The sequence below is a fragment of the Microbacterium sp. Se63.02b genome, from assembly GCF_014171575.1.
In the GTDB taxonomy this organism is placed as follows: domain Bacteria; phylum Actinomycetota; class Actinomycetes; order Actinomycetales; family Microbacteriaceae; genus Microbacterium.
In genome coordinates this window covers 1,630,792-1,653,951 of the sequence record NZ_CP050453.1, presented here as the reverse complement: position 1 = coordinate 1,653,951, position 23,160 = coordinate 1,630,792, and the positions used below count along the sequence as shown (strand labels likewise).

Here is a 23,160-nt window from a genome sequence, read left to right as displayed (position 1 = left end):
GCTGATCGTCCCCACCCCATCGTCTACGCCCTCGTCGTCTCCTCCCGGCAGCTGGTCGCCTCACCCGACGCCGCCGCAGCCGCGCTCGTCGCCTCCTCGATCGGCGGCCTCGCCGCGGCCGGCAGCGCCGACTACGCCACACTCGCTCTCGCCCAGGCGATCATCTGCGGCGGCATGTTCGTGCTGCTCGCCGTGTTCAAGCTCGGGTTCCTGGCGAACTTCCTGTCGAAGCCGATCCTCGTCGGGTTCGTCGGAGGACTGGCGCTCGACATCATGGTCAGCCAGGTAGCGAAGATGCTCGGCGTCACGATCGACTCCGGCAAGGAGTTCACCGGCAAGGTGGCCGACCTCGTCGGGGGGATCACGACGCTGAACGGGTGGGCCGTCCTGATCTCGGTCTGCTCCGTCGCGGTGCTGCTGCTCGGACGCGCGTTCCTGCGATCGGTGCCCTGGGCACTGATCGTCCTGATCGCGACGACGCTCGTCGTGGTCCTCACCGGTCTCGACCAGCGCGGCGTCGATGTCCTCGGCGAGGTCCCGGCCGGTCCTCCGGTGCTCACCTGGCCGATGATCGACTGGTCCCTCTGGCTGGCTCTGGTGCCCTCTGCCATCGCCTTGACCCTCGTCACCACGGCCGAGGGCCTCCTGGTCTCGCGGTCGTACTCCGAGAAGCACGGGTACCCGTTCCACGCCAACCGCGACCTCTTCGCGTTCGGTGTCTCGAACATCGCCGCCGGCGCACGGGCAGCTTCGCGGTCGGCCCTCGACCTCGCGCACCGCGGCCATGGATCAGGCGGGCTCGCGAACGCAGTTCCCCGCCCTGATCCTCGCCGCGGGCACCCTCCTGCTGCTCCTGTTCGGCACGGCGCTGCTGGCCGATATCCCCTCTCCCGCGATCGGAGCGATCGTCGGGGTCGCGATCATCCCGCTCCTCGGCATCCGCGACTTCGTGGACCTGTGGCGCAAGGATCGTTTCGAGTTCCTCATCGGGGCAACCTGTTTCCTCGTGACGCTCTTCATCGGATCGATCCCCGGGATCCTGGTCGCGTTCGTGCTCGCACTCATCAACCTCGCCAAGCGGGCGTCGAACCCCGCCATCGACGTCCTCGAATCCAGCGGCGACCCCGGCGAGTCGCTGCTCGAAGACGCTCCCGCCGGAACCGTGACCGCACCCGGCGTGATCGTCATCCGCCTCGCCGCACCGCTGTTCTTCGCCAACGGCGCCGTGTTCTCGAGCGCCGTCAAGGAGGCCGTCCGGTCGGCCGGGGAAGACGAGGTCCGCGATCTCGTGATCGACATGGAGGCGGTGACCGACGTGGATGTCACCGGCGCGGAGTCCTTCGTCTCCCTCAGGGAGTGGCTCGCGAACCATGCGGTGTCACTGTCCTTCAGTCGGGTCAGGCCGAACACGCTCCAGCGCCTCACCGCCCTCGGGCTGCTCACGTCCGAGACGGTCTATGCCACCAACCGCGAAGCGATCGCACGGCTCGCGCCGTCGACGACGGCGCGGTCGCCACAGGAGAAGGGCCGCTGATGGGCGCCGTCATAGGAGACATCCTTCCGCTCGCGCTCGGGGTCGCGATCAGTCCGATACCCGTCATCGCCGCGATCCTCATGCTGCTCTCGCCGAAAGCACGCGTGACCAGCGTCGGCTTCCTGCTCGGCTGGGTCATCGGGATCGTGGTGGCCGTGACGGTCTTCACGCTGCTGTCGTCGGTGCTGCCGGAGGAGGATCCCGACGCCTCCCGACCGATCCGGGGTGTCGTTCAGCTCGTGCTCGGAGTGCTCCTGTTCCTCCTCGCGTTCGGGCAATGGCGCAAGCGGCCGAAGGCGGGCGAAGATGCCGCACTCCCGAAGTGGATGAAGGCGATCGACACCATCACCTTTCCGGTGGCCTTCGGCCTCGGTTTCCTGCTCTCCGCCGTCAACCCGAAGAACCTCATCATGGCCGCCGGCGCGGGTACGGACATCGGCGGCGGAGCGCTCTCGACGGGCTCGACGGTCGTGGTCGTCCTCCTCTACACGCTCATCGCCGCGTCGACCGTCCTCGTGCCGGTGCTCGGATATCTGGTCGCATCGAACCGCCTGCGCGGCCCTCTGGATGCCCTGCGCGGGTGGTTGGCGCAGGAGAACGCCGTGATCATGGCCGTCCTCCTGCTGGTCATCGGGGTCTCGATGATCGGCAAGGGCATCGGCAGCTTCTAGGCCGCGAGCGCTTCGAGCAGACGGAGGATCCGGCGATGGGCGAACTGATCCTCGACCTCGTCCCGGTCGCTCTCGGCGTTGTCCTCAGTCCCCTCGCGATCATGGCGCTCGTCGCGGTGCTGCTCTCCGGCCGCGCACGAACGGGATCGCTATCTCCTGGGCTGGCTCGGGCTCGGCGGCCTCCTCGCGTTCTTCCTGTGGCTGTTCCCGCAGCTCGCCATCCGCGAGCGGAACGAGCCGCCGCTGTGGGTTCCGGTCGTGCGCCTGCTCATCGGCGCGTTCCTGGTCTGCGCGGCGGTGTGGGTGTATCGCAAGGGCCATGCCCACGTGGAGCAGATGGCTGCGGCCTCCTCGCCCCGCGACGTCGTCGCTGCGTCTCCGCAACTGCCCGGCTGGCTGCACTCGGTGGAGTCCTTCCGTCCCGGCCGCACGTTCCTCCTCGGGGGTGGGGCTGTTCGTACTGAACCCGGTGGATGCGTCGTGCGCGATCCTCGCGGCGCCGACATCTCCCAGTCGGAGGTCGGCGGCACCGCGGGAACCGTGGTGGCGATCGTGTTCGTCGTCGTCGGCACCCTGCCCGTCGCCGCACCCGTCCTCTACGTCATCATCCGCGGCGCTGACGCGCAGCCGGCGCTCGACCGTGTGCGCACCTGGATCGCCGGCAACTCCCACGTTCTCAACGCGGCGCTGCTCCTCGTGATCGGAGCGCTCCAGCTCGAGAAGGCGATCGCCGCCCTGCTGTGAACCGATGCGCGCCGCATGGCGACCGGACGACGAGGAGCGCGCAGAGATCACCCGGATGAACGCGTCCCCGCACGGGTGCTGGGAGAGGCGCGTCCCAGTACCGTGAAAATCCACGGGGCGATGGATGACCCACGATCTGAAGGAGACGATGATGGCTCGCGACTTCCAGGGCAAGATCAACCTCGACGTGCGCGACTCCGTCGCCGATTGGGACGCCTTCCTCCCCACGCGACCTCCGCAGGGGGCGCCCAACGTCCTCGTGGTCCTGTACGACGACACGGGCATGGCCGCGTGGTCGCCATACGGGGGTCGCATCAACATGCCGACCATGGATCGCCTCGCGCAGAACGGCCTCACCTACTCGCAGTGGCACACGACGGCACTGTGCTCGCCGACGCGGTCGACCTTCCTGACCGGTCGCAATCATCACCTGAACGGATTCGCGACGATCTCGGAGTCGTCGACGGGCTTCCCCGGGTACAACTCCCACATCCCCGAATCGAACGCCACGATGGCGCACGTGCTGCGCGACGCCGGCTGGTCGACGTTCTGGGTGGGCAAGAACCACAATGTGCCGATCGACGAGTGGACGGCCGGCGCGTCCAAGAAGCACTGGCCGCTGGCGCAGGGTTACGACCGCTTCTACGGCTTCATCGGCGGCGAGACGAACAACTGGTACCCGTCGCTCGCCGAGGACAACCACTACATCGATCAGCCGTACCTTCCCGAACAGGGCTACCACCTCTCGCGGGATCTGGCCGACCAGGCGTTGACGATGATCCGCGACGTCAAGCAGACCGAACCGGACAAGCCGTGGTACCTGTGGTTCTGTCCCGGCGCGAACCACGCACCGCACCACGCGCCGCAGGAGTACATCGACAAGTACAAGGGCATGTTCGACGACGGCTACGAGGCCTACCGCGAGTGGGTGCTCGCCCGCATGATCGAGAAGAGCATCCTCCCCGACGACACTCCGCTCACGGCGCTCAACCCCATGCCGGACGGCACGTTCTCTCCGTCCGACGAGGTGCGCCCATGGGACTCCCTGACCGACGAGGAGAAGGGGATGTTCAGCCGGATGGCCGAGGTGTACGCCGGATTCAGCGAGTACACCGACTCGCAGGTCGGACGCATCGTGGACTATCTGGAGGAGTCAGGTCAGCTCGACAACACGCTGATCATCTACTGCGCCGACAACGGGGCATCGGGTGAGGGCAGCCCGAACGGATCGGTCAACGAGGGCAAGATCTTCGGCGGGTACCCGGACGACGAGGCGGAGAACCTGCGCCTGGTCGACAAGCTCGGCTCCCCCGACACGTACAACCACTACCCGACGGGGTGGGCTGCGGCGTTCTCGACCCCGTACAAGATGTTCAAGCGCTACACGTACCAGGGCGGGGTGTGCGATCCGCTCGTCATCCACTGGCCTGCGGGGATCCGCGCGCGCGGCGAGGTTCGGCACCAGTACCACCACTCGACCGACATCGTCCCCACGATCCTCGAGGCGTGCGGGGTGGCGTTCCCCGACGTGTACAACGGCGTCGAGCAGACCCCGCTGTCCGGCATCTCGATGGCGTACTCGTTCGATGCCGCCCCCGATGCGCCGACCGCGAAGAAGACCCAGTACTACGAGATGTTCGGTCAGCGCGGCATCTGGCACGACGGGTGGAAGGCGGTGACGGTGCACGGTCCGATCAGCGGCAAGGGGAACTTCGACGACGACGAGTGGGAGCTCTACCACACCGACGTCGACCGGGCGGAGTCCACGAACCTCGCGGCGGAGCAGCCGGAGAAGGTCGAGGAGCTCAAGGCCCTGTGGATGGAGGAGGCGAAGGTCAACGACGTGCTTCCTCTCAACGATCTGCAGATCATCGGGAATCCGAAGGACTTCGAGACGTTCGTCGCGATGGAGTTCCACCAGCCGGCTCCCCCGTCCGGGCGGTTCGTGTACTACCCCGGCACGAGCGAGGTGCCGGAGCGGTCCGCCGCGAACACGCACGGCGTCTCGTACAAGATCGCCGCCGAGGTCGAGTTCACCTCGGACACGCAGGGAGTGATCTTCGCGCACGGGTCCCGCTTCGGCGGCCATGCACTCGTGGTCAAGGACGGACAGGTCCACTACGTGTACAACTTCCTCGGCATCCCGCCGGAGGACCGGGTCTCCGCCCCCGCGCCGACGACCGGGAAGCACATCATCGGGGTCGAGTTCACGAAGGAGAGCATGGGAGAGCACCGCGAGGGTGTCGGGCCGGTGAAGCTGTACATCGACGACCAGGTCGTCGGCGAGAAGCAGATCCGCACGGTGCTCGGGCACTTCTCGCTCTGCGGCGAGGGTCTGACGATCGGACGGGACAGCGCGGATCCGGTGTCGTCCCTGTACGGCTACGGGTTCGACTTCGCCGGCGGCGAGATCACCAAGGTCGTCTTCGACATCGCGGACGACGCGTACCTCGACCTGGAAGCCCACCTCGCGGCGGCCATGGCCCGCGACTGACGCGAAGGATCGGCGGCCGGGCGCGTCACTCGATCCCGAGGGCGTGCGCGGCCGCCGTGACGCCGTCGCGGTCGGAGACGCCCAGCTTGCGGTAGATGTTGCGCACGTGGGTCTTCACGGTGTTCGGAGAGATGAACTCCTGCTGGGCGATCTGACGCAGGGTCGAGTTGCGCGTCAGCGCTCGGAGCACGATCCGTTCGCGCTGAGTGAGTTCCTCGTCCACGAGCGCCCCGGCCGAGGCGAGCCGATCCCTGACCGTGTCGGCGAAGTGCGTTCTCGTTCCCGATGTGGCTCGCGCACCGAGCAGTCGCAGCACCGCAGGATCGGCGTGGGCGAAGCGCCGGACGTGCTCCTCTGGCTCGGCGAGCGACAACGCCGTGGCGAGCGATTCCTGCGCTCTGACCGGATCGCCGCCATGCACGTCGAGTGCGGCCTCGACCAACCAGGCGTCGACCATCGAGGCGGGCAGCAGGCACCGCGACGAGCCGTCGAGGACGGGGGCGAGAGTCGCGCGTGCCGACGCATGGCGATGATCGTGCAGCGCCGCGATCGCCCGAGCACGACGACGTCGCCGGTCGCACCGAGAGCGTGTTCGGCGTCGGCGATGAACTGGTCCCGCAGGGTGGGTTCGTCGAGGCGGTCGAAGGCGTGCACCGCGAACGTGCTCACCATCGCGTACCAGTGCAGCGGAAGCGGCATGTCATCGCGCGGCGCGAGGTTGTCGAGGAGGGCGATCGCCGCGGCACGCGGATCGTCCGCCACGTCGTGCGTGAGCAGGACGACCAGCCCGCGGAGGCCCCGGGCGATCGCCGGTTCGGAACCGGAGTCGATGATCGCCGTCGCTTCGCGCAGCGTGCGGTCGGCATCGACCGTCTGCAGCCGCTCGTAGGGAACCCAGGACCGCCACACCCTGGTCACCTCGTAGAACGCGTCCTCGGGACTCCCGAGCTCGCGCCAGCGGGCGTCCAGCTGCGCACCGGAGTCGAGGACGTCGCGCATCCTCCCGCGGAAGAGCGCACTGGTGTTCCGGATCGCGGATGCCTGCAGCTCCGCGGCGATCGCGCCGACCATGCGAGCCCGATCCCCCGCGAAGTGGGCATAGCGTTCCGCGCGGTCGAGATGGCCGACGTACAGCTCCCCCATGGCCGCCTGGAGGAACGCGTAGGTGTCGACCTGGGATTCACCGGTGACCGCATCGAAAGCGGCTCCCAGCCTGTCGAGCGCCGCGACGATGCCCCCGCGGCGCAGGGCGGTGTGCAGGTCCAGCCCCGCCTCCCAGCGGCGCTGCACCGGCGAGTCGGTCCGATCGTGCGACTCGGCGAGCACGGCGGCCGCGGCGGACGCGTCGCCGCGGGCGAGCTCGGCCGCGGCGACGAGCATCTGCACGGCGGGGTCGGAGCGCAGTGGCGGCGGCATCGTCGCGATCGCCTCGATCACGCGCTCCGCGTGCCCGGTGAGGATCAGCTGCATTCCGCATCGACGCAGGATGACGGAGATGCACACGGGATCGGAGCTCAGGGTCGCATGGCGCAGTGCGGGCAGGTGCTCCTGCTGCTCCGCGAACCACCCTGCGGCCTCTTTCTCGAGACGTTCGACGACCGTATGCCCTCGATCGGCGAGGCGACCGGCGAGGAACTCCCGCAACAGCGGGTGGTAGTGGTACCAGACCGGTTCATCTCCGTGGCGGCTCATCAGCACGTGGAGGTGGGTCAGCCGTTCGACCAGCGCCGCGGCAGGGGCCCCGTCCGAGAGCACGGTGGCGAGCTCCAGGGTGAACGCGTCAGGCACCGATGTCACGATGAGGAAGTCGCGCAGTTCCTCATCGAGATCGGCGAAGACCTCCTCGAGGAAGTAGTCGACCAGGGCGGGAGCGTCCCCACGGAGCGGGCGTTCGTCCGCGCGGTGCTCCGCTCGCGCGAGCAGCATGAGCCGGAGTCCGGCCGCCCACCCCTCGGTACGCTGCAGGATCGCGCTGATCTCCCCCTGCGAGAGCCGATACCCGTGTGCTCGGAACAGCGTGCGCACCTCGGCGGGGGTGAAGGCGAGGTCGCCGTTGTCGAGTTCGAGCGCGATTCCGGCGATGCGGCGCCGCGCCACCGGGATCAGACGTGTGCCGCGGCCCGACAGCACCACGTGGGCGTTGCCCGGTACCGCATGCACGAATGCCGAGAGGGAGTCGGCCAAGTCCGGCGACTCGATGACATGCACGTCGTCGATCACGATCACCACCCGACCGGCGGCACCTCGCAGGGCTCGCGCGAGCGACCGCGCTGCGGCCGTCGAGGTGTCGGACGGAACCCTCGAGAGGCTCTCCCGGAGCCGCGGGTCGTCGACGCGCTCGAGTGCGGCGCGCAGCGAGGTGAGGTCGAGGTCGTCCTTCTCGACGGTGACCCACACGACCTCCATGTCCGCGTGCACGCCGATCGTCTGGGTCCACTGAGCGAGCAGGCGAGTCTTCCCTGCACCCGCCGGCGCCGTGACGAGGGTCAGCGTCCACGGTTGGTCCATCGCGGTGGTGAGGCGATCGAGCAACCGGATGCGGGGCAGGTCGTCATCGACGACCGCAGGGACGAGCGTCCGCTGCACGTCGTCGTCGTCGCCACCTTCCGCCATGGAACCCCCCGGTTCGTCCGTCGACGCCAGGTCAACCGATATTCCGCAGTATGGCATCGCGCGCGCACAGCCTCAAGCGCCTTGCGCGCAGGAACGAGTCACACCGAGCGCACTCCGTGTCGACGGGCGACGAACGACAGGAGCGATGGGACCGCGGCGCCGAAGACCAGTGCGAGCCCGACGCCGAGAAGCGTCTCCAGCGCCCGCTCGAGGAACCGCTCGGCCGGGGGTGCCGACGACGTCACCAGAATCAGCGTCAGGGCGATGAAGGTCGTGAACCCCGGGGCGACGTACCAACGGCTCTCCTGACTCGCACACAAGGCGCCGACCACGACACCCGCGGCGATCCCGATCATGAGGTCGTCCGGTCGGACGACAGCGAAGGCGGCAGCCGCGAAGGCGCCGACGAGAACCGACGCCGCACGACCGATGCTGCGCGCGATGAGCTGCCCGCGCACGGGTCGCATCACGAGCAGCACTGCCGCCGTGGCCCAGCCGACGTGCTCGAGTCCGAGGAGGAATCCGATCGCGGCCGCGATCGCGGCGGCCGCACCGAGAAGGATCCCGTAGACGAGCATCGCCCGCCCCCGAGGGACCGGTGCTGCCGCGGGCGGCGGTTCGTCGCGCTCCGGCCACGCGAGCGACACCACCCACGCGTATGCCGACCCCGCGAGCATGCTGGCGGCGAGTCCGATGGAGACGGCAGACCAGGGAAAACTCAGTCCGATGCCCACCATCGGCAGCGCGAGGATCAGCACCAGCTGCGCCACGCGCCCCCGAGCCGCGGTGACGGCCGCGATCACCGCCGACGCGAACACCGCGACGACGGCGACGACGGGAACCGTCGCCAGCAGCGATCCGAGGAGCACACCGGCGGCGCAGAGCACGCCGACGAGAGGGATGACCGCGCGCCCGCGACGTCGCGGCGGGAGTCGGAACGCCGCCGCCGGCAGCACCCGGCCGCGAGCGCGAGCCCGGCCGTGACGCTGAACGGAGCGACGATCATCGCAGGGAGGGCGAAGATCAGGCCGAGGCCGAACCGCGACCACTGCCAGGTCACGCCGCCGTGGTCATCCACCTCGGCCGCCCCGCCGGCGCGGTCTTCCGTGTGTCGAGCATGCGAGTCCCCCGTTCCCCGATCACGACGGCGGTCTCCGCCTACCGTGTTCGGGGCCAGCCTAGGCATCTCCCGGTCGGCCGTCAGCGGGCCTCGTCGACTTCACCAGGGTGAACGGCGCCATCGGAGGCATCCGTCGGTGCGGCGGCAGCGGCGTCCATCCCGTCGCGCACGGATCCATGCACGCGGCCCGCAGACCGGAGCGAGGTGAACCACGGGGTGCGTTCGGCGACCGCGACCGCTGCGGCAGGAAGCCCGGCGAGGTGCAGAGTCACCTCCTGCGTGGCGAGTTCCCTGTCGAGCTCCGCGAGTGCGTCGAGCACCGTGATCGTCATGACCTCCTGCTGCTCGAGCCCGAGCACGAGCGCGCGGATCGGCTCTTGCGCTCCCCCGACGATCTCGAGGATCCTGCGTTCGTTGGCCTGCGCGTTGGCGGTGTACAGACCGCGGTCGAGCTCGACCCCGAGCACGCCGCGCGCCTGCCCCACCACTCGTGCCTTGGGCACGTTCAGCTCTCGCAGCACCAGGATGAGCGTGACGACGACCCCGATCGCCACGGCGGGGAGCAGCCCCGCCGTGAGTCCGATGATCGCGACGGAGAGCGCGATCCAGAAGTCGACCCGGCTGATGCGTGCCCAACGGACGAGCTCGGGGATGTTGATGAGCCCGGCGACCGCGACGAACACCATCGCGGCGAGGGTCGCCTCCGGCATCAGACTCAGGACGGGGCCCAGGAACAGCGCGACGAGGATCGCGAGGACGACGGTGGCGACGGTGGCGAGTTGGGATCGCGCACCCGCGCTCTGGTTGACCGCGCTCTGCGAGAAGCCCCCGCTGCGGGCATCGCGCCGAAGAAGGCGCCGACGCCGTTAGCGGCGCCGGTGGCGAACAGCTCCTGGTCGCTGTCGACCTGAGGCTCGGATGCGGTGCGCAGGCTCCGCGCCACGGCCGCAGATTCCAGGAAGGCCATGACCGCGATCGCGAGCGCGCCCGGCACCAGTGCCGTCGCCTGGGCGAAGTCGGGCACCCCGGGAAGCGGCAGTCCGCCGGGGACGGGGGCGATGAGGTTCACACCGAGGTCGTCGATGCCGACGAGCCACACGAGGAGGATGCCCCCGACCACGACGACGAGAGTGCCGGGGATCCGCGGCGCCACCTTCTTGAGGATCACCAGCACCGCGATCGATCCGACCGACAGCGCGACCGTCGGCCCGTTCAGGCTGTCCAGCGCCTGACCGACGGCGAGGAGCGAACGGAAGAAACCATGGCCGGAGAAGTCGAAGCTCTCCCCAGCAGCTTCGGCAGCTGTCCGACCGCGACGGTCGCCCCGACGCCGATCTTGAGGCCGAGCACCGTGGCGCCGCTGATGTTCTCGACGAGCGAGCCGAGTCGGCACAGCCGCGCGAGCAGCAGCACCACCCCGACCAGCAGGGTCAGCATCATCAGGGAACCCATCGCATCGTCGGCTCCGGCAGCCACTCCCGCCGACACCAGGGTCGTGGCCGTCAGCGTCGCGATCGTCGACGTCGTCGAGACGCTCATCGCCCTGCTCCCGCCGAGGAACGCGTAGACGATCATGGGCACGATGCACGTGTACAACCCGACCTGCACCGGCAGGTTCGCGATCGTCGCGTAGGCCATCGCCTGCGGGATCACCACGGCGCCGGCCGACAGTCCCGCGACCAGGTCGCGCACGATCCATCGACGCTGGTATCCCCCGAGCGTGCTGAACAGCCACGGTGGTCGTCTCACAGTGCTCACCTGCCTCCAGGGTGCTCGATGGCCCCGAGCGTACAGCGAGCGTGCGCCGGAGCATGCGATCGCTCACCCCGCGCGGGTGGGTCGTGCCATCCGCGCTTTGGGTTGTGCACAACTCACTTGTGTGCGATGCTTCTTTCATGGCCATGACCGACGAGATGGTGTGCTTCTCCCTCTATTCCGCCACTCGGGCCACCACCCAGGCGTACCGCGCGCTCCTCGCTCCCTGGGGCCTGACGTACCCGCAATACCTCGTGCTCGCGGCACTGTGGCTCGACGGAGAGCAGACGATCGGCTCGCTCGGCGAGGTGATGCGCCTCGACTCCGGCACGCTGTCGCCCCTCGTCCGTCGCCTCGAACAGGCAGGGCTCCTGTCACGGACGCGCAGCGCCGCGGACGAGCGGGTGGTCGCCGTGCGACTCACGCCCAGAGGCCAGGAGCTGCGAGCCGAGGTCGCTCCGATCCACGCCGTCGTCGCCGAGGCCGCCGGCCTTGACGATGACGAGCATCGCCGCGCTCTCATCTCCGAGCTGCACGACATCACGCAACGGCTCCAGCGCGTGAGCGCCGGCATCGCCTCGTCCGCCCGCGCCGCCGACACCCCTGAACTCTCACGAAAGAACGGAAACCCCATGCGCGCACTCATCCATCCGACGTTCGGTGATCCCGAGCTGGTCCTCCACGTCGAGGAGCGTCCGCTGCCCGTGCCGGGCGCCGGCCAGGTGCGTCTTCGGACGCTGCTCTCCCCGATCCACAACCATGACCTGTGGACGGTCCGCGGAACGTACGGCTTCACCCCGGAACTGCCCGCCGCGTCCGGCACCGAGGCGCTCGGCATCGTCGACGCTCTCGGCGACGGGGTCGAGCACCTCGCCGTCGGTCAGCGCGTGGCGACCGGAGGCACGTTCGGCGCGTGGGCGGAGTACTTCCTCGCCGACGCCGCCGGCCTGATCCACGTTCCCGATTCCCTCCCGGACGAGAGCGCGGCCCAGCTCGTGTCGATGCCGTTCAGCACGATCACCCTGCTGCGCTTCCTCGACGTGCAGCCGGGCGAGTGGATCGTGCAGAACGCGGCGAACGGGGCGGTCGGGCGCATGCTCGCCCAACTGGGCGCCGCACGCGGTGTCCGGGTCCTCGGCCTCGTCCGACGGACCGCGGGGGTCGACGAACTCCGCACACAGGGCATCGGTGATGTCGTCGCCACGGATCAGGACGACTGGCGCGAGCAGGTCGCCGCGCTCACCGGCGGAGCACCGATCGTGGCGGGCGTGGACTCCGTCGGCGGCTCCTCCGCCGGAGACGTGCTCTCCCTGCTCGCGGAGGGCGGCACGCTCGTGGCCTTCGGCGCCATGGACTCCCCACGATGGAGATCGCCTCCTCCGACGTCATCTTCAAACAGGCGACGGTGAAGGGATTCTGGGGCAGCAAGGTCATCCCGCAGCTCGAGCCCGCCGTCCGCAGCGAGCTCTTCGGCGAACTGTTCCAGCGGATCGGCGACGGCACGCTGACCCTTCCGGTCGCTGCGACCTTCGACGCCGCCGACATCCGTGCCGCCGTGCAGGCGAGCAATGCCCCGGACGCGTGGGCAAGGTCCTGCTGCGGTTCTGATCCCCGCGACATCGGGGTTACCGTTGTCCGTCCTCCGGAGCAGAGTGTGCACATGGAGATCACACTCACTCAGCCGGAGGGGCTCGTCGTCAGCCCTGCGTTCAGTCACGTCGCCGTCGTGCCGCCCGGAGCGACGACGATCTATGTCGGCGGCCAGAACGGGGTCGACGCCACCGGTGCCGTCGTCTCCACGGATGCCGGAGAGCAGTCGCTCCGCGCCGTGGAGAACGCGCGCATAGCGCTGGAATCCGCTGGCGCAGGACTCGACGACGTCATCAGCTGGACCGTCCTGATCCACCAGGATGCCGACCTTCGCGCCGCGTACGGCGCCGTCGGTGCGAGACTCGCACGCGACGGCGCACCTCCCTGGTCACGGCGGCGCTCGTGGCGGGTCTGGGAGTACCGGGGGCGCTCATCGAGGTGAGTGCCGTGGCCGCGGTGATCCGCGGGTGAGCCCGGCCGGTCGAGCTCACCTGCCGTGGGCCGCCCGATCGCTCAGATCCTCCCGCGCACGGGTGTCCGCTCGACGTCGTCCGCCGCGTCGGGCATCGTCATCTCCGCACGCACGCCGAGCAGACGCACCTCCCGGTCGACGTCGAGGGCGGCCGCGAGTGCGAGCGCCGCGGCGACGAACTCGTCCCGGTCGCCGGTGGGGGCCGGCAGCTTCCGGCCGGACGTCTTGGTCTCGAAGGGCGCGTAGCGGACCTTGAGGTGCGCACGGACGACGGGTCGGCCCTCCGCCGCGCAGTCGTCGAACGCCTGCACGGCGAGCTCCCGGACCGCGGACTCGACCTGTTCGGGTGTGGTGAGGTTCTCCTGGTACGTCGTCTCACGGCTGTGGCTGCGGGCGACCCAGGGGGTGTCGTCCACGACGCTCGGCCCCAGGCCGGATCCGAGTCCGTGATACCAGACACCCATGCGCGGTCCGAACTCCGCGATGAGAGTCTGCTCGTCCGCATCGGCGAGGTCACGAACCGTGGCGATCCCGTGCGCGGCCAGACGCTTCTGCACCTTCGAGCCGATGCCCCACAGATCACGGGTCGACTTGGCGCCCATCACCTCGAACCAGTTCTCCGCGGTGAGCCGGAAGATCCCGCCGGGCTTGCCGAACTCGGTCGCGATCTTGGCGCGCACCTTGTTGTCGCCGATGCCGACCGAGCAGTGCAGTTCCGTCGCCTCGAGGACAGCGGCCTGCGCGGCGCGCGCGACCCCTTCCGGATCGTCGGTGGAGACGCCGAGGAAGCACTCGTCCCAACCGACGATCTCGACCACGACGTCGGGCAGGGCACGCAGCGCTGCCATGACCTCCCCGGAGGCGATCCCGTACGCCTCATGGTCGACGGGGAGGAACACCGCGTCCTCGGGGGCCTTCCTGGCGGCGATCTTGAGCGGCATGCCAGAGCCGATGCCGAATGCGCGGGCCTCGTACGATGCGGTGGACACGACGGCGCGCTCGGTGGGGTCGCCACGGCCGCCGACGATCACCGGCCGCCCTGCGAGCTCCGGCCTTCGGAGCACCTCGACGGCGGCGATGAACTGATCCATGTCCACGTGCAGCACCCAGTCGGCCATGCATCGAGTGTGACGGGTACCGGCGCGGCTGTCACCCCGGGAATGGGACGGCTCTCAGCCGGCGGCCACCCCGATGGCCGTCACGACGACCGCGAGCAGCGGGAGCGTCCCCTGCATGGCGGCCGCACGCACCTTCGTCCGGTCCGAGAGCACCAGCACGAGCGCGGCGGCGAGCATCATGGCGGTGCCGGCGAACACCAGGGTCAGCCCGACCGTCTGCGCGCCCACGATCACCAGGCCGATGCCGAGCAGCGTCGTCAGCGCCAGGAAGAGGTTGTAGAAGCCCTGGTTGAAGGCGAGCTGCTTCATCGTGACGGCGTCCGCCTCGCTCGCGACACCGAAGATCTTCCTCGTCTCCGGTTCGGTCCACCTCAGCGACTCGAGCGCGAAGATGAAGACGTGGAACGCAGCGGCGGCTGCGGCGAGGACGAGTCCGACGATGAGCATGGCCTGATTCTCTCGTCCCCACGACCGCTCGGCAACCTGAGCTCTCGCCGCCCCTCAGACGAGGAAGATCGGCAGGAGGCCGGGGTTGTGTGCGTGCACGAGCACGGCGAACACCACGGCGTCGAACAGCAGGTGCACGGTGACGACGTAGGCGAGCGAGTGCGTACGGAGGAAGATGTAGCCCTGGAGGAGCGCGAACGGGATCGTCAGCAACGGTCCCCACTCGCGGTAGCCCAGCTCCCACAGGAACGACACGAACACGATCGCCTGCAGCAGGTTCGCGAGCAGGTCGGGAAAGTGACGGCGCAGGAGGGCGAACACCGTGCAGATGAAGAAGAGTTCGTCCCAGATGCCGACGGCGCCGACGCCGACGAAGAGGCGCGCGATGAGGTCCGGCGTGTCGACCACCGGCCAGTTCTGGTAGACCCCGCTGGTGATGAAGTAGAACGGCAGGATCAGCCAGCCCAACACGAGCACGGCCACGAGCCAGCCCCACTGCAGCCGACCCCAGCGCCGATGCGTCCGCCACGGGAAGCCGATGGCACGGTCGCGGTAGACGAACCGGGAGATCGCATACGGCACCGCGACCGCCCCGCCCAGAGCCAGCGTGAACCGCAGCATCGCGAGGTTGTCGAGCTCGGCGGCGAGCGGGATGATGCTGACGATCAGCAGACCGACGGCGATCAGGGACAGGTCGCGGGTGAGCGAGGGCGGGCGATGCACGCCGAGCACCTTCGCGGTATCCCGACGCGCTCCCATGCTCACGACCTGATCCTCGGCGTGGCGGCCGCGCTCGAGCAGCCACGAGGCACCGATGCCGAGCGCCAGCAGCGCCCACCCCAGCCACGGGATCTCGAGCACGAAGAACGCCGGGGCCGCGGCGCACACGAGCAGTGCGGGCAGGATGCGCAGCCTCGTCGTCGTGGCGCGCCGCACCTCGGTCACGGGCGCGCCCGGCGCCGATAGACCAGGTCGCGGATGTCTCGCCCCTTGGCGATGCCCTTTCGTTCGAAGGCCGTCATCACGCGGCCGTCGAAGCGTTCTGCCCACTCCCCTCGAAGGCGCGCTCGAACAGCGGTTCGGCGTCGAGCACCTCGCGCATCTGGAGCGCATAGTCCTCCCAGTCGGTCGCGAGTCGCAGCAACCCGCCGTCGCGCAGAGCCCGCGCCGCGGTGTCGCCGAACCCGGCACGGACCAGGCGCCGCTTGGTGTGCTTCTTCTTGTGCCAGGGGTCGGGGAAGAAGATCCAGACCTCGCGTGCGGCAGCCTCGGGCAGGTACGACGAAAGCACTTCCGGCGCATTCGCCTCGACGACGCGCAGGTTGCGGGCTCCCTCGCGGTCGGCGTCGAGCATCGTCCTGGCCAGACCCGCGCGGAACACCTCGACCGCGAGGAAGTCGTCATCGGGTCGGGAGGATGCGGCCGCCACGATCGCGTGGCCCTGCCCCGAGCCGATCTCGACGTACAGGTCGGCTTCCCGGCCGTACTCGGTCACAGGGTCGAGGCGCGCTTCGGGGTGCACCGACGTCCACGCGACGTCGCGGGGGACGTCGAGCAGATAGTGCGGCCCGAGTTCGGCGAAGGCGCGTTCCTGAGCGTCGGACATCCGGCCGCTGCGGCGCACGAACGACACCGGTTCGTCACGGAAGGTACGGGGTTCGGGCATGATTCCAGGGTAGCCGCCGCCGTCGTCGGTCCTCGCTCCCTGACGCGGCGGACTCAGGTCGCCGGCGCGGTCACGAAGTCGATGAGCTCTTCCACCCGGCCGAGCAGCGCCGGCTCGAGGTCGCGGTACGTGGTGACCTTCGACAGGATGTGCTGCCAGGCGCGCCCGGTGTCGCCCTGGGTCTCGTGGGGCCAGCCGAACGCCCGGCAGATCCCGGTCTTCCAGTCGGTGCCGCGCGGGATCTCGGGCCACTTCTCGATGCCGAGCGCGCGCGGGGTCACGCACTGCCAGACATCGACGAACGGGTGCCCGACGATGCGGAGGTGCCTCCCGTGCGGGCCGCGTGCGATGGCCTGCGCGATCCGTGTCTCCTTCGACCCCGGCACGAGGTGATCCACCAGGACGCCGTAACGACGCGTCGCGCTGGGGGGCTCGGCCGCCAGCAGCTCGTCGAGCAGGTCGATGCCCTGCAGGAACTCGACGACGACTCCCTCGACGCGCAGATCGGCACCCCAGACCTTCTCGACGAGCTCGGCGTCGTGCTTGCCCTCGACGAGGATGCGACTGGGGAGGGCCACCCGTGCGCGCTGGTCGGAGACGACGAACGAGCCCGATGCCGTCCGCCGTGGTCCCTGTTCCTTCGCCGCGGGGACCACGAGTCGGACCGGAGCGCCGTCGATGAGGAAACCGCCCCCGAGCGGGAACAGCCGTCGGCGGCCGAGGCGATCCTCCAGCTCCACGGTGCCGCCGTGCACCCGGGTGACCGCACCACAGAACCCGTCGTCGGCGACCTCCACGACCAGATCGGCTTCTGCGGCGACCTGCGCCACCTGCTTCGCACCGCGGTCGCGCCAGCCGGGTGCCAGCACATCCGAACCGTACATGTCGTCCATGCCTTCCAGCGTATGTGCCTCCGCTGACGGCGAACGGTGATCAGGGGCCCGGAGCTGTCGCGTGTCGTGGTCTGTGCATAGACTCGTGACATGGGGCTCGGCTGCCGGTCGGAGGGAACACGATGACGAAACGGTGGCTCGCGCTGGCCGCACTCGCACTGGCCGCCGCGATGGGGACGCTCTCCGCATCCGCCGCCTCCGCCACCGACCCGGTGACGCTCGACGCCGGGTTCGTCACCGATCAGGCCGACGTGCTCAGCGCCGATGAGGAGGCGACGGTCGAGGCGCGCCTCCAGGAGCTGACCGACAACTCCACGGCCGACCTCTTCGTGGTGCTCGTCGACGACTTCACGAACCCGAGCGACAACGTCGAGTGGGCCGACACGGTAGCGGAGGCGAACAACCTCGGCACCGACCAGTACCTGCTCGCGATCGCCGTCGACGGCCGCAACTACTACATCTCCGCTCCTGCCGACGGTCCGCTGAGCTTCGGCCAGCTCGACGACATCGAAGAGAAGATGGTCCCCCTCGCCGCCGACGGCGACTGGGTAGGCGCCATCACCCTCGCCGCCGACGAGATCCAGGGCGACGGCGGCGCAGGGGCGATCCGCACGGTCCTGATCGTCGTCGCGATCATCGCCGTCGGCTTGCTCCTCTGGCTCATCATCGCGCTGGTGCGGCGGTCGCGCCGCAACGCCGAGGTCCGCAGGCGTGGCGCCATGCCGGAGAAGCCCGATCCCGCCGATCCCTTCTCCACGCTCACCGATCAGCAGGTCGAGACGCAGGCGGGGCTCGCCCTCGTACAGGCCGACGACGCGATCACCTCCAGCAAGGAGGAGCTCGGCTTCGCGGTCGCCCAGTTCGGAGAAGGCGCCACCGAGGAGTTCACCCGTGTCGTCGAGGCGGCGAAGGCGAAGATCGCCGAGGCGTTCGATCTCCAGCAGAAGCTGGACGACGAGATCGAGGACACTATCCACGACCGACGCGCGTGGCATATCCGGATCATCCAGATCGCGGCAGAGATCGACGACGTGCTGGACGACAACACCGAGGCTTTCGACGCGCTCCGCAAGCTCGAGCAGAACGCGCCTCAGGAGCTCGAACGCGTACGAGGCGAACGCGCGGCGCTCGATCCCGTGCTCGCGGCCGCCGCGCCCGCACTGGCGACGCTGTCGGCGACCTACGCTCCTGACGCGCTCGGCACGATCGCGGACAACCCGGCGCAGGCACAGGAGCGGGCGGCTCTGGCCGATCGCTCCATCGCCGCCGCGACTCAGGCGATCGCCGCCGGTCGATCCGGCGAAGCGGCCTTCGCGATCCGCACCGCAGAGCAGTCCGTCGCGCAGGCCGCTCAACTCGCGCAGGCCGTCACCACCCTCGGCAGCGAACTCGCCGGGATCGAGACTCAAGCGCAGGCACTCGTCACCGAGCTGCAGGGAGACCTCGCCGCCGCGCAGCAGCTCCCGGATGCCGATGGCACGATCGCCGCCGCGGCGTCGGCGACGGCCCGCCAGCTCCAACTCGCACAGGCGGATCTCGCAGGTACTCCCCGCAACCCGCAGCGCGTTCGAGGCCCTCACGGCTGCGAACACCCAGATCGACGCCGCCATCGCCCGCGGCCGCGAGGGCGTCGAGCGCTCGCGTCGTGTGCAGCAGATGCTCGAGCAGACCCTCGCCCAGGCCAACTCCGAGATCCGCGCGGCCCGCGAGTTCATCGAGACCCGCCGCGGCACGGTCGGGTCCACCGCTCGCACCCGGCTCGCGAGTGCCGAGGCGAGCCTCGCCCAGGCCGCGAACCTGCGCGCCACCGATCCGGAGGCCGCACTGTCCGAGGCGAACCGCGCCCTGGCCCTTGCCGGGCAGGCGACGTCGGCCGCGCAGTCCGACGTGCAGTCCTACCGTCCGAGCAGCGACGACGACGGGTGGGGCGGCCTCTTCGGCGGCTCGGGTTCGTCGTCGGGCGGCTCGGGAATCGGCGGCGACATCCTCGGCGGCATCATCGGCGGCTTGCTCGCCGGCGGTGGCGGCGGGTCGTCGCGGCGGAGCGGCAGCAGCGGCTGGCGCTCGTCAGGGGGCGGCGGACTCCGCAGCTCCGGCTTCGGCGGCGGCGGTTCCCGCGGCGGAGGCGGCCGCAGCGGTCGATCCGGAGGTAGACGCTTCTGATCCCCTACACAGACACATACGACAAGCTCTCGAAGACGCCCTCTGAAAGGAACCACGCATGACCAAGCAGTCCATCTTCGGACGTATCTCGACCCTCGTCCGCGCGAACATCAACTCTCTGCTGGACTCTGCGGAAGACCCGCAGAAGATGATCGACCAGCTGGTTCGCGATTACACGAACAGCATCGCCGACGCGGAGTCCGCGATCGCCGAGACCATCGGCAACCTGCGCCTCCTCGAGCGCGATCACGAAGAAGACGTCCAGGCCGCGACCGAGTGGGGCAACAAGGCGCTCGCCGCCAGCCGCAAGGCCGACGAGATGCGCGCCAGCGGCGACGCCACGGATGCCGACAAGTTCGACAACCTCGCCAAGATCGCCCTCCAGCGCCAGATCAGCGCCGAGCGCGAGGCCACCGGTGCCGAGCCGCAGATCGCGGCGCAGACCGAGATCGTCGACAAGCTCAAGAGCGGCCTGAACGGCATGAAGGACAAGCTCGTCGAACTCAAGAACAAGCGCAGCGAGCTCCTCGCCCGCGCCAAGGTCGCCGAGGCGCAGACGAAGGTGCAGGACGCGGTGGGGTCGATCAACGTGCTCGACCCCACCAGCGAGCTGGGCCGGTTCGAAGACAAGGTCCGCCGCCAGGAGGCCATCGCGCAGGGCAAGATCGAGCTGGCAGCGTCCAGCCTCGACGCGCAGTTCGAGAGCCTGGAAGACCTCGGCGAGCTCACCGAGGTCGAGGCCCGTCTCGCCGAGCTCAAGGCCGGCGGCAGCGCTCCCCGTCAGGCCATCGAAGGCAACTGACACGATCAGCGGATGCCCCGGGCTGCTCGCTCGGGGCATCCGCGCTCTTCTTCCCGGAGGCACCCATGGTGCGATTCCTCGTCGTCCCGCAGTGGCAGGGGTCTCCTGCGCCGCGCGCGATGCTCCTCATCGACGGCGCCTCCGCGATCGCCGGTGACCTTCCCCGTGCGGCGACGACGGTGCTGGAGGTGCCGGTCGAGGCCGGAGAATCCCTCGGCACCGGCGTCCGTCGCCTCAGCGCTCTGCTGCGCACGCGCGAACTCGTCCACGGTCATATCGACGCCGACACCGTCGTCATCGGCGGCGACTGCAGCGTGACGGTGGCGGCTCTCGACGCCCTCCCTGGGGGCACGGGCGATCTCGCGGTCGTCTGGTGCGACGCCCACGCCGACATGCACACGCCCGAGACCTCGCCGTCCGGCGCCTTCTCCGGCATGGCCTTGCGCGCGCTGCTCGGCGATGGCGAGGAGCAGCTCGCGCTCTCCCCGCGATCCCCGCCGAGCGCGTCGTCACGGTCGGGGTACGCAATCTCGACGACGCGGAGGTCCCGCAGCTCGACCCGCTGACGAACCTCTCGGTCGCCGACCTGGACCGACCCGATGCGCTGCTCGAAGCCGTGCGCGGGACCGGCGCCGCGCGTGCGTGGGTCCACATCGATGTGGACGTGCTCGATCCGCCGGACTTCTCCGGGGTCTCCTCCGCGGTGCCCTTCGGCCTCTCTCCGGCAGCACTCGCCACGGCGATCCGGGTCCTCCGTGCGGAGATCCCGCTGGCGGGCGCGACGATCGCGGGCTTCGCCCCCGGTCGCCCGCCGATGCCGTCGATGACCTGGGTGCCCTGCTGCGCCTGGTCGGGGCCGTGGCGTGACCCCGCGCTCGGACTGGCGCCCTGCTGCCGACGAGGCACTCGCCCGCGGACGGCGGGCCGACCTTCGCATCCCGTCATTCCTGCTGCGGTCGCCGATCAGCCGCCTCGGCTACGCGTGGGGCACCGCCGTGGGGTGGTTGTGGGGCTCGCTGTGGAGCACCGGTCCCGTGGAGCGCCGTGCAGGACTCTGGATCTTCCGCGGCATGCCCGCGTGGACCTTCAATCGCGGCGGGGTGTGCGTCGGTGGCTGCTTCCTGACCGGAGATGAGCGTCCGAGCGATGCCGTGCTCCGCCACGAGGCCGTGCACAAGGCGCAGTGGCTCCGCTACGGTTTCCTGATGCCCGTCCTGTATCTGTTCGCGGGGCGTGATCCGCTGCGCAACAGATTCGAGATCGAAGCGGGTCTGGAAGACGGGAACTACGTGCGGCGCACGCGCTGACCGCGATCGGCGGTGCGACTCAGTGCGGGGCGGGCAGCAGGCCGAAGCGCTCGGGGGCCTGGATGAGCGCCGGGGAGATCTCCAGCGAGCTCGTGAGGTGCTCGACGATGTCGGCGGTGCCGAGGTAGCCGCCGAGCAGGGTGACATGCGTCTCGATCTCGTCGTCGCACATCATCTCGTCGGCCCAGGCGCAGGTCGCGCGGGCCAGGGCCTGCCCTGGTGCGCAGGAACGACCGCTTCCCGGAGTTCCGGAACGCTGCTCGCGGGCGAGCCAGGTGACGGTCATGCGGCCAGGCGCCTGGATCACTCCGATATCGGCGACTTCGGGCACCTCGATGAAGATGCGCCCGGATGCGCAGAGCGGCAGCGTCGTCAGGAACACCTCGAGTTCGGCGAGCGACTGCTCGTCTGCCGTCACCAGGTGGTGCGCCCGCTGACGGGCCGCGCGGCGTTCGGCTCGCGTGCTGCGGGTCTCGAGGGAGGTGTTCATGATGCCTCCATCGTACACCAAGAGAAGGCTTGCCTAACCTTGCTCCTGCGAGGAGTGTTCGTGGGGGGCGCCGCCTTCACTCGGCTCGACGAGGACGGCCCTCAGCGCTGCGAGTTCCTCCTCGGTCATCCCGTTGGCGCGCAGGTACCCCGCGGCGGATCCCCATCGCTCATCGACCTCTTCGAGCAGATGACGCATGACCGGCGCGGGCGATTGCGTCGCGAGAGCCACCGCGTGCACCGCTTCCGGATGCTGGGTGCGCAGATACTCGGCGATGCGCTGCGACCGCTGCGCGGGGAGCTGCGATTCGGTGAGCGCGTAGTCGGCGATCACCGCTTCCCTCTCGGCACCCACCGCAGAGAGGGCGAGCGCCACCGTGACGCCCGTGCGGTCCTTGCCCACCGTGCAGTGCACCAGGGTCCGCTCCCCCGCCGCGATGATCCGGATCGCGTCGACGATGCGATCTCCGCTCTCCTCGAGCAGGTGCAGATACAGCTCATCGAGACTCGTGTCCGCCTCGAAGAAAGAGCGGACCGACCCGAGGAACAGCGGAAGGTGCGTGGTGTCGGGGCCCTCGATCTCGGTCGGCTCCGCCGCGACCTCCTCGCCGTCGCGGAGGTCGACGATGTGCGCGACGTTCGCACGCAGCATCGCCGCTCCGCTCGTCGTCGCGCCGGACAGCTGACCCGACCGCAGCAGGACACCGGAACGGATGCGTCCGCCCGCCGTGGGGATGCCGCCGACATCGCGGACGTTCGTCACGCCCTCGACATCGAGGATGGTCATACCTCGGCCTTCGGTGCGCGTGCCGGGACGGGGTAGCGTCCGGCGATCACGACACGGTTGAACGCATTGATCGAGACGCAGGCCCAGCTCAGAGCCGCGTACTCCTTCTCTGTGAACACGCTGCCGACCAGGTCGTAGACCTCATCCGAGACACCGTCCTCGGAGATGAACGTGAACGCCTCGGCGAGTTCGAGCGCCGCGCGCTCCCGCTCGCTGAACACGCCGCTTTCACGCCAGGTCGGGATCTGGGTGAGCGTGTCGGTGTCGATGCCGGCCGCGACGGCGCGATCGACGTGGATCCGCGCGCAATAGGCGCATCCGTTGAGCTGGGAGCAATGGATCATGACGATCTCCTTGAGGCGATCGTCGATGCCGTTCGCGGCGCAGATCTGTCCGACCGTCTTGGAGAACGCATCGAGTGCCTGATAGGCGGCAGGCTCGGTCTTGGACAGGTGCACACGCGTCTCGCTCATGCCTCCATGATATTCGCCGTCC

At 69.5% G+C, this 23,160-nt stretch carries 21 protein-coding genes and 6 pseudogenes; 13 read left to right on the top strand and 14 right to left on the bottom strand.

Going from position 1 to position 23,160, the window contains the following annotated elements; genetic code table 11:
* Positions 1-18: 18 nt before the first annotated feature.
* From G4G29_RS21745 to G4G29_RS08080, 5 genes and pseudogenes are all read left to right on the top strand, one after another.
* Positions 19-681 (top strand): annotated as a pseudogene (locus G4G29_RS21745) (SulP family inorganic anion transporter); the annotation flags it as partial.
* A 103-nt stretch (positions 682-784) separates the two neighbouring features.
* Positions 785-1,534 (top strand): STAS domain-containing protein, encoded by a 750-nt coding sequence (locus G4G29_RS21740; protein ID WP_274601229.1) that lies wholly within the window; start codon positions 785-787, stop codon positions 1,532-1,534.
* Positions 1,534-2,205: a GAP family protein gene (locus tag G4G29_RS08090; RefSeq protein ID WP_183152428.1), complete on the top strand. Its 672-nt coding sequence runs from the start codon at positions 1,534-1,536 to the stop codon at positions 2,203-2,205. The genes G4G29_RS21740 and G4G29_RS08090 overlap by 1 nt, the downstream gene beginning before the upstream one ends.
* Before the next feature lie 78 nt (positions 2,206-2,283).
* Complete coding sequence (locus G4G29_RS08085) at positions 2,284-2,949, top strand: GAP family protein (protein WP_183152427.1); 666 nt, start codon at positions 2,284-2,286, stop codon at positions 2,947-2,949.
* 124 nt (positions 2,950-3,073) lie between these two features.
* Positions 3,074-5,443 carry an arylsulfatase gene (locus tag G4G29_RS08080; protein ID WP_309491643.1) on the top strand — a complete coding sequence of 790 codons (2,370 nt, stop codon included), beginning with the start codon at positions 3,074-3,076 and terminating at the stop codon, positions 5,441-5,443.
* A 25-nt stretch (positions 5,444-5,468) separates the two neighbouring features.
* On the opposite strand, the gene G4G29_RS08075 is transcribed toward G4G29_RS08080, so the two are convergent.
* From G4G29_RS08075 to G4G29_RS23395, 6 genes and pseudogenes are all read right to left on the bottom strand, one after another.
* Positions 5,469-5,633 carry a LuxR C-terminal-related transcriptional regulator gene (locus G4G29_RS08075; RefSeq protein ID WP_183152426.1) on the bottom strand — a complete coding sequence of 55 codons (165 nt, stop codon included), beginning with the start codon at positions 5,631-5,633 and terminating at the stop codon, positions 5,469-5,471.
* Positions 5,618-8,056 (bottom strand): AAA family ATPase, encoded by a 2,439-nt coding sequence (locus tag G4G29_RS08070; protein WP_183152425.1) that lies wholly within the window; start codon positions 8,054-8,056, stop codon positions 5,618-5,620. Before G4G29_RS08070 ends, G4G29_RS08075 begins: the two co-directional genes overlap by 16 nt.
* Before the next feature lie 98 nt (positions 8,057-8,154).
* Positions 8,155-9,012 carry an FUSC family protein gene (locus G4G29_RS08065; protein WP_183152424.1) on the bottom strand — a complete coding sequence of 286 codons (858 nt, stop codon included), beginning with the start codon at positions 9,010-9,012 and terminating at the stop codon, positions 8,155-8,157.
* Between the two features lie 244 nt (positions 9,013-9,256).
* The gene (locus tag G4G29_RS21735) at positions 9,257-9,643 is read right to left on the bottom strand and encodes an STAS domain-containing protein (RefSeq protein WP_244632572.1); all 387 of its coding nucleotides are present in this window, start codon (positions 9,641-9,643) and stop codon (positions 9,257-9,259) included.
* Between the two features lie 189 nt (positions 9,644-9,832).
* A pseudogene (locus tag G4G29_RS23400) lies at positions 9,833-10,392 on the bottom strand (SulP family inorganic anion transporter); the annotation flags it as partial.
* Complete coding sequence (locus tag G4G29_RS23395; protein WP_274601228.1) at positions 10,389-10,934, bottom strand: SulP family inorganic anion transporter; 546 nt, start codon at positions 10,932-10,934, stop codon at positions 10,389-10,391. The pseudogene G4G29_RS23400 and the gene G4G29_RS23395, both read right to left, overlap by 4 nt.
* Before the next feature lie 53 nt (positions 10,935-10,987).
* Between G4G29_RS23395 and G4G29_RS08055 the strand changes: the two are divergent.
* From G4G29_RS08055 to G4G29_RS08045, 3 genes and pseudogenes are all read left to right on the top strand, one after another.
* Positions 10,988-11,353, top strand: a pseudogene (locus G4G29_RS08055) (MarR family transcriptional regulator); the annotation flags it as partial.
* A gap of 210 nt (positions 11,354-11,563) precedes the next feature.
* Positions 11,564-12,539: pseudogene (locus tag G4G29_RS08050) on the top strand (zinc-binding dehydrogenase).
* A gap of 52 nt (positions 12,540-12,591) precedes the next feature.
* Positions 12,592-12,963 carry a Rid family hydrolase gene (locus G4G29_RS08045; RefSeq protein ID WP_244632522.1) on the top strand — a complete coding sequence of 124 codons (372 nt, stop codon included), beginning with the start codon at positions 12,592-12,594 and terminating at the stop codon, positions 12,961-12,963.
* 71 nt (positions 12,964-13,034) lie between these two features.
* On the opposite strand, the gene G4G29_RS08040 is transcribed toward G4G29_RS08045, so the two are convergent.
* The 5 genes and pseudogenes from G4G29_RS08040 to G4G29_RS08020 form a co-directional block, all read right to left on the bottom strand.
* A complete protein-coding gene (locus G4G29_RS08040; protein WP_183152423.1) occupies positions 13,035-14,111 on the bottom strand; it encodes a DNA polymerase IV in 1,077 nt (358 codons plus the stop codon).
* A gap of 54 nt (positions 14,112-14,165) precedes the next feature.
* Entirely contained in the window at positions 14,166-14,558 is a 393-nt protein-coding gene (locus tag G4G29_RS08035; protein WP_183152422.1) for a DUF1304 domain-containing protein, read from the bottom strand.
* A 54-nt stretch (positions 14,559-14,612) separates the two neighbouring features.
* A complete protein-coding gene (locus tag G4G29_RS08030) occupies positions 14,613-15,503 on the bottom strand; it encodes a CPBP family intramembrane glutamic endopeptidase (RefSeq protein ID WP_183152421.1) in 891 nt (296 codons plus the stop codon).
* A pseudogene (gene trmB / locus G4G29_RS08025) lies at positions 15,500-16,224 on the bottom strand (tRNA (guanosine(46)-N7)-methyltransferase TrmB). The gene G4G29_RS08030 and the pseudogene trmB overlap by 4 nt, the downstream one beginning before the upstream one ends.
* Before the next feature lie 53 nt (positions 16,225-16,277).
* The gene (locus G4G29_RS08020) at positions 16,278-17,117 is read right to left on the bottom strand and encodes a DUF3097 domain-containing protein (RefSeq protein ID WP_183152420.1); all 840 of its coding nucleotides are present in this window, start codon (positions 17,115-17,117) and stop codon (positions 16,278-16,280) included.
* A 122-nt stretch (positions 17,118-17,239) separates the two neighbouring features.
* Between G4G29_RS08020 and G4G29_RS08015 the strand changes: the two genes are divergently transcribed.
* The 5 genes and pseudogenes from G4G29_RS08015 (at position 17,240) to G4G29_RS08000 (ending at position 21,389) form a co-directional block, all read left to right on the top strand.
* On the top strand, positions 17,240-19,270 hold the full coding sequence (locus G4G29_RS08015) for a TPM domain-containing protein (protein WP_183152419.1): 2,031 nt from the start codon (positions 17,240-17,242) through the stop codon (positions 19,268-19,270).
* A 68-nt stretch (positions 19,271-19,338) separates the two neighbouring features.
* Positions 19,339-20,082: a PspA/IM30 family protein gene (locus tag G4G29_RS08010; protein WP_183152418.1), complete on the top strand. Its 744-nt coding sequence runs from the start codon at positions 19,339-19,341 to the stop codon at positions 20,080-20,082.
* Positions 20,083-20,147: 65 nt separating this feature from the next.
* Complete coding sequence (locus G4G29_RS23390) at positions 20,148-20,648, top strand: arginase family protein (protein ID WP_274601227.1); 501 nt, start codon at positions 20,148-20,150, stop codon at positions 20,646-20,648.
* Positions 20,573-20,824: pseudogene (locus G4G29_RS23385) on the top strand (arginase family protein); the annotation flags it as partial. The gene G4G29_RS23390 and the pseudogene G4G29_RS23385, both read left to right, overlap by 76 nt.
* A 121-nt stretch (positions 20,825-20,945) precedes the next feature.
* Entirely contained in the window at positions 20,946-21,389 is a 444-nt protein-coding gene (locus G4G29_RS08000; protein ID WP_183152417.1) for a Fe-S oxidoreductase, read from the top strand.
* A gap of 19 nt (positions 21,390-21,408) precedes the next feature.
* Here the strand turns inward: G4G29_RS08000 and G4G29_RS07995 are convergent, their stop codons facing one another.
* From G4G29_RS07995 to G4G29_RS07985, 3 genes are read right to left on the bottom strand one after another with little or no spacing between them, the layout of a single operon-like run.
* Positions 21,409-21,879, bottom strand: a complete 471-nt coding sequence (locus G4G29_RS07995) for an SIP domain-containing protein (protein WP_183152416.1) — start codon at positions 21,877-21,879, stop codon at positions 21,409-21,411.
* A gap of 33 nt (positions 21,880-21,912) precedes the next feature.
* Positions 21,913-22,665, bottom strand: a complete 753-nt coding sequence (locus G4G29_RS07990; protein WP_183152415.1) for a tyrosine-protein phosphatase — start codon at positions 22,663-22,665, stop codon at positions 21,913-21,915.
* Positions 22,662-23,138 (bottom strand): carboxymuconolactone decarboxylase family protein, encoded by a 477-nt coding sequence (locus G4G29_RS07985; RefSeq protein WP_183152784.1) that lies wholly within the window; start codon positions 23,136-23,138, stop codon positions 22,662-22,664. The genes G4G29_RS07990 and G4G29_RS07985 overlap by 4 nt, the downstream gene beginning before the upstream one ends.
* Between the last annotated feature and the right edge of the window lie 22 nt (positions 23,139-23,160).

Bases quoted from the DNA above. Each gene is read 5' to 3' on its own strand.
- G4G29_RS08090 (WP_183152428.1), top strand. From the start codon at position 1,534: ATGGGCGCCGTCATAGGAGACATCCTTCCGCTCGCGCTCGGGGTCGCG.
- G4G29_RS07990 (WP_183152415.1), bottom strand. From the start codon at position 22,665: ATGACCATCCTCGATGTCGAGGGCGTGACGAACGTCCGCGATGTCGGC.
- G4G29_RS08035 (WP_183152422.1), bottom strand. From the start codon at position 14,558: ATGCTCATCGTCGGACTCGTCCTCGCCGCAGCCGCCGCTGCGTTCCAC.
- G4G29_RS08010 (WP_183152418.1), top strand. From the start codon at position 19,339: ATGACCAAGCAGTCCATCTTCGGACGTATCTCGACCCTCGTCCGCGCG.
- G4G29_RS23390 (WP_274601227.1), top strand. From the start codon at position 20,148: ATGGTGCGATTCCTCGTCGTCCCGCAGTGGCAGGGGTCTCCTGCGCCG.
- G4G29_RS08015 (WP_183152419.1), top strand. From the start codon at position 17,240: ATGACGAAACGGTGGCTCGCGCTGGCCGCACTCGCACTGGCCGCCGCG.
- G4G29_RS07985 (WP_183152784.1), bottom strand. From the start codon at position 23,138: ATGAGCGAGACGCGTGTGCACCTGTCCAAGACCGAGCCTGCCGCCTAT.
- G4G29_RS08070 (WP_183152425.1), bottom strand. From the start codon at position 8,056: ATGGCGGAAGGTGGCGACGACGACGACGTGCAGCGGACGCTCGTCCCT.
- G4G29_RS08080 (WP_309491643.1), top strand. From the start codon at position 3,074: ATGACCCACGATCTGAAGGAGACGATGATGGCTCGCGACTTCCAGGGC.
- G4G29_RS21740 (WP_274601229.1), top strand. From the start codon at position 785: ATGGATCAGGCGGGCTCGCGAACGCAGTTCCCCGCCCTGATCCTCGCC.
- G4G29_RS08045 (WP_244632522.1), top strand. From the start codon at position 12,592: ATGGAGATCACACTCACTCAGCCGGAGGGGCTCGTCGTCAGCCCTGCG.
- G4G29_RS08020 (WP_183152420.1), bottom strand. From the start codon at position 17,117: ATGGACGACATGTACGGTTCGGATGTGCTGGCACCCGGCTGGCGCGAC.
- G4G29_RS08040 (WP_183152423.1), bottom strand. From the start codon at position 14,111: ATGGCCGACTGGGTGCTGCACGTGGACATGGATCAGTTCATCGCCGCC.
- G4G29_RS07995 (WP_183152416.1), bottom strand. From the start codon at position 21,879: ATGAACACCTCCCTCGAGACCCGCAGCACGCGAGCCGAACGCCGCGCG.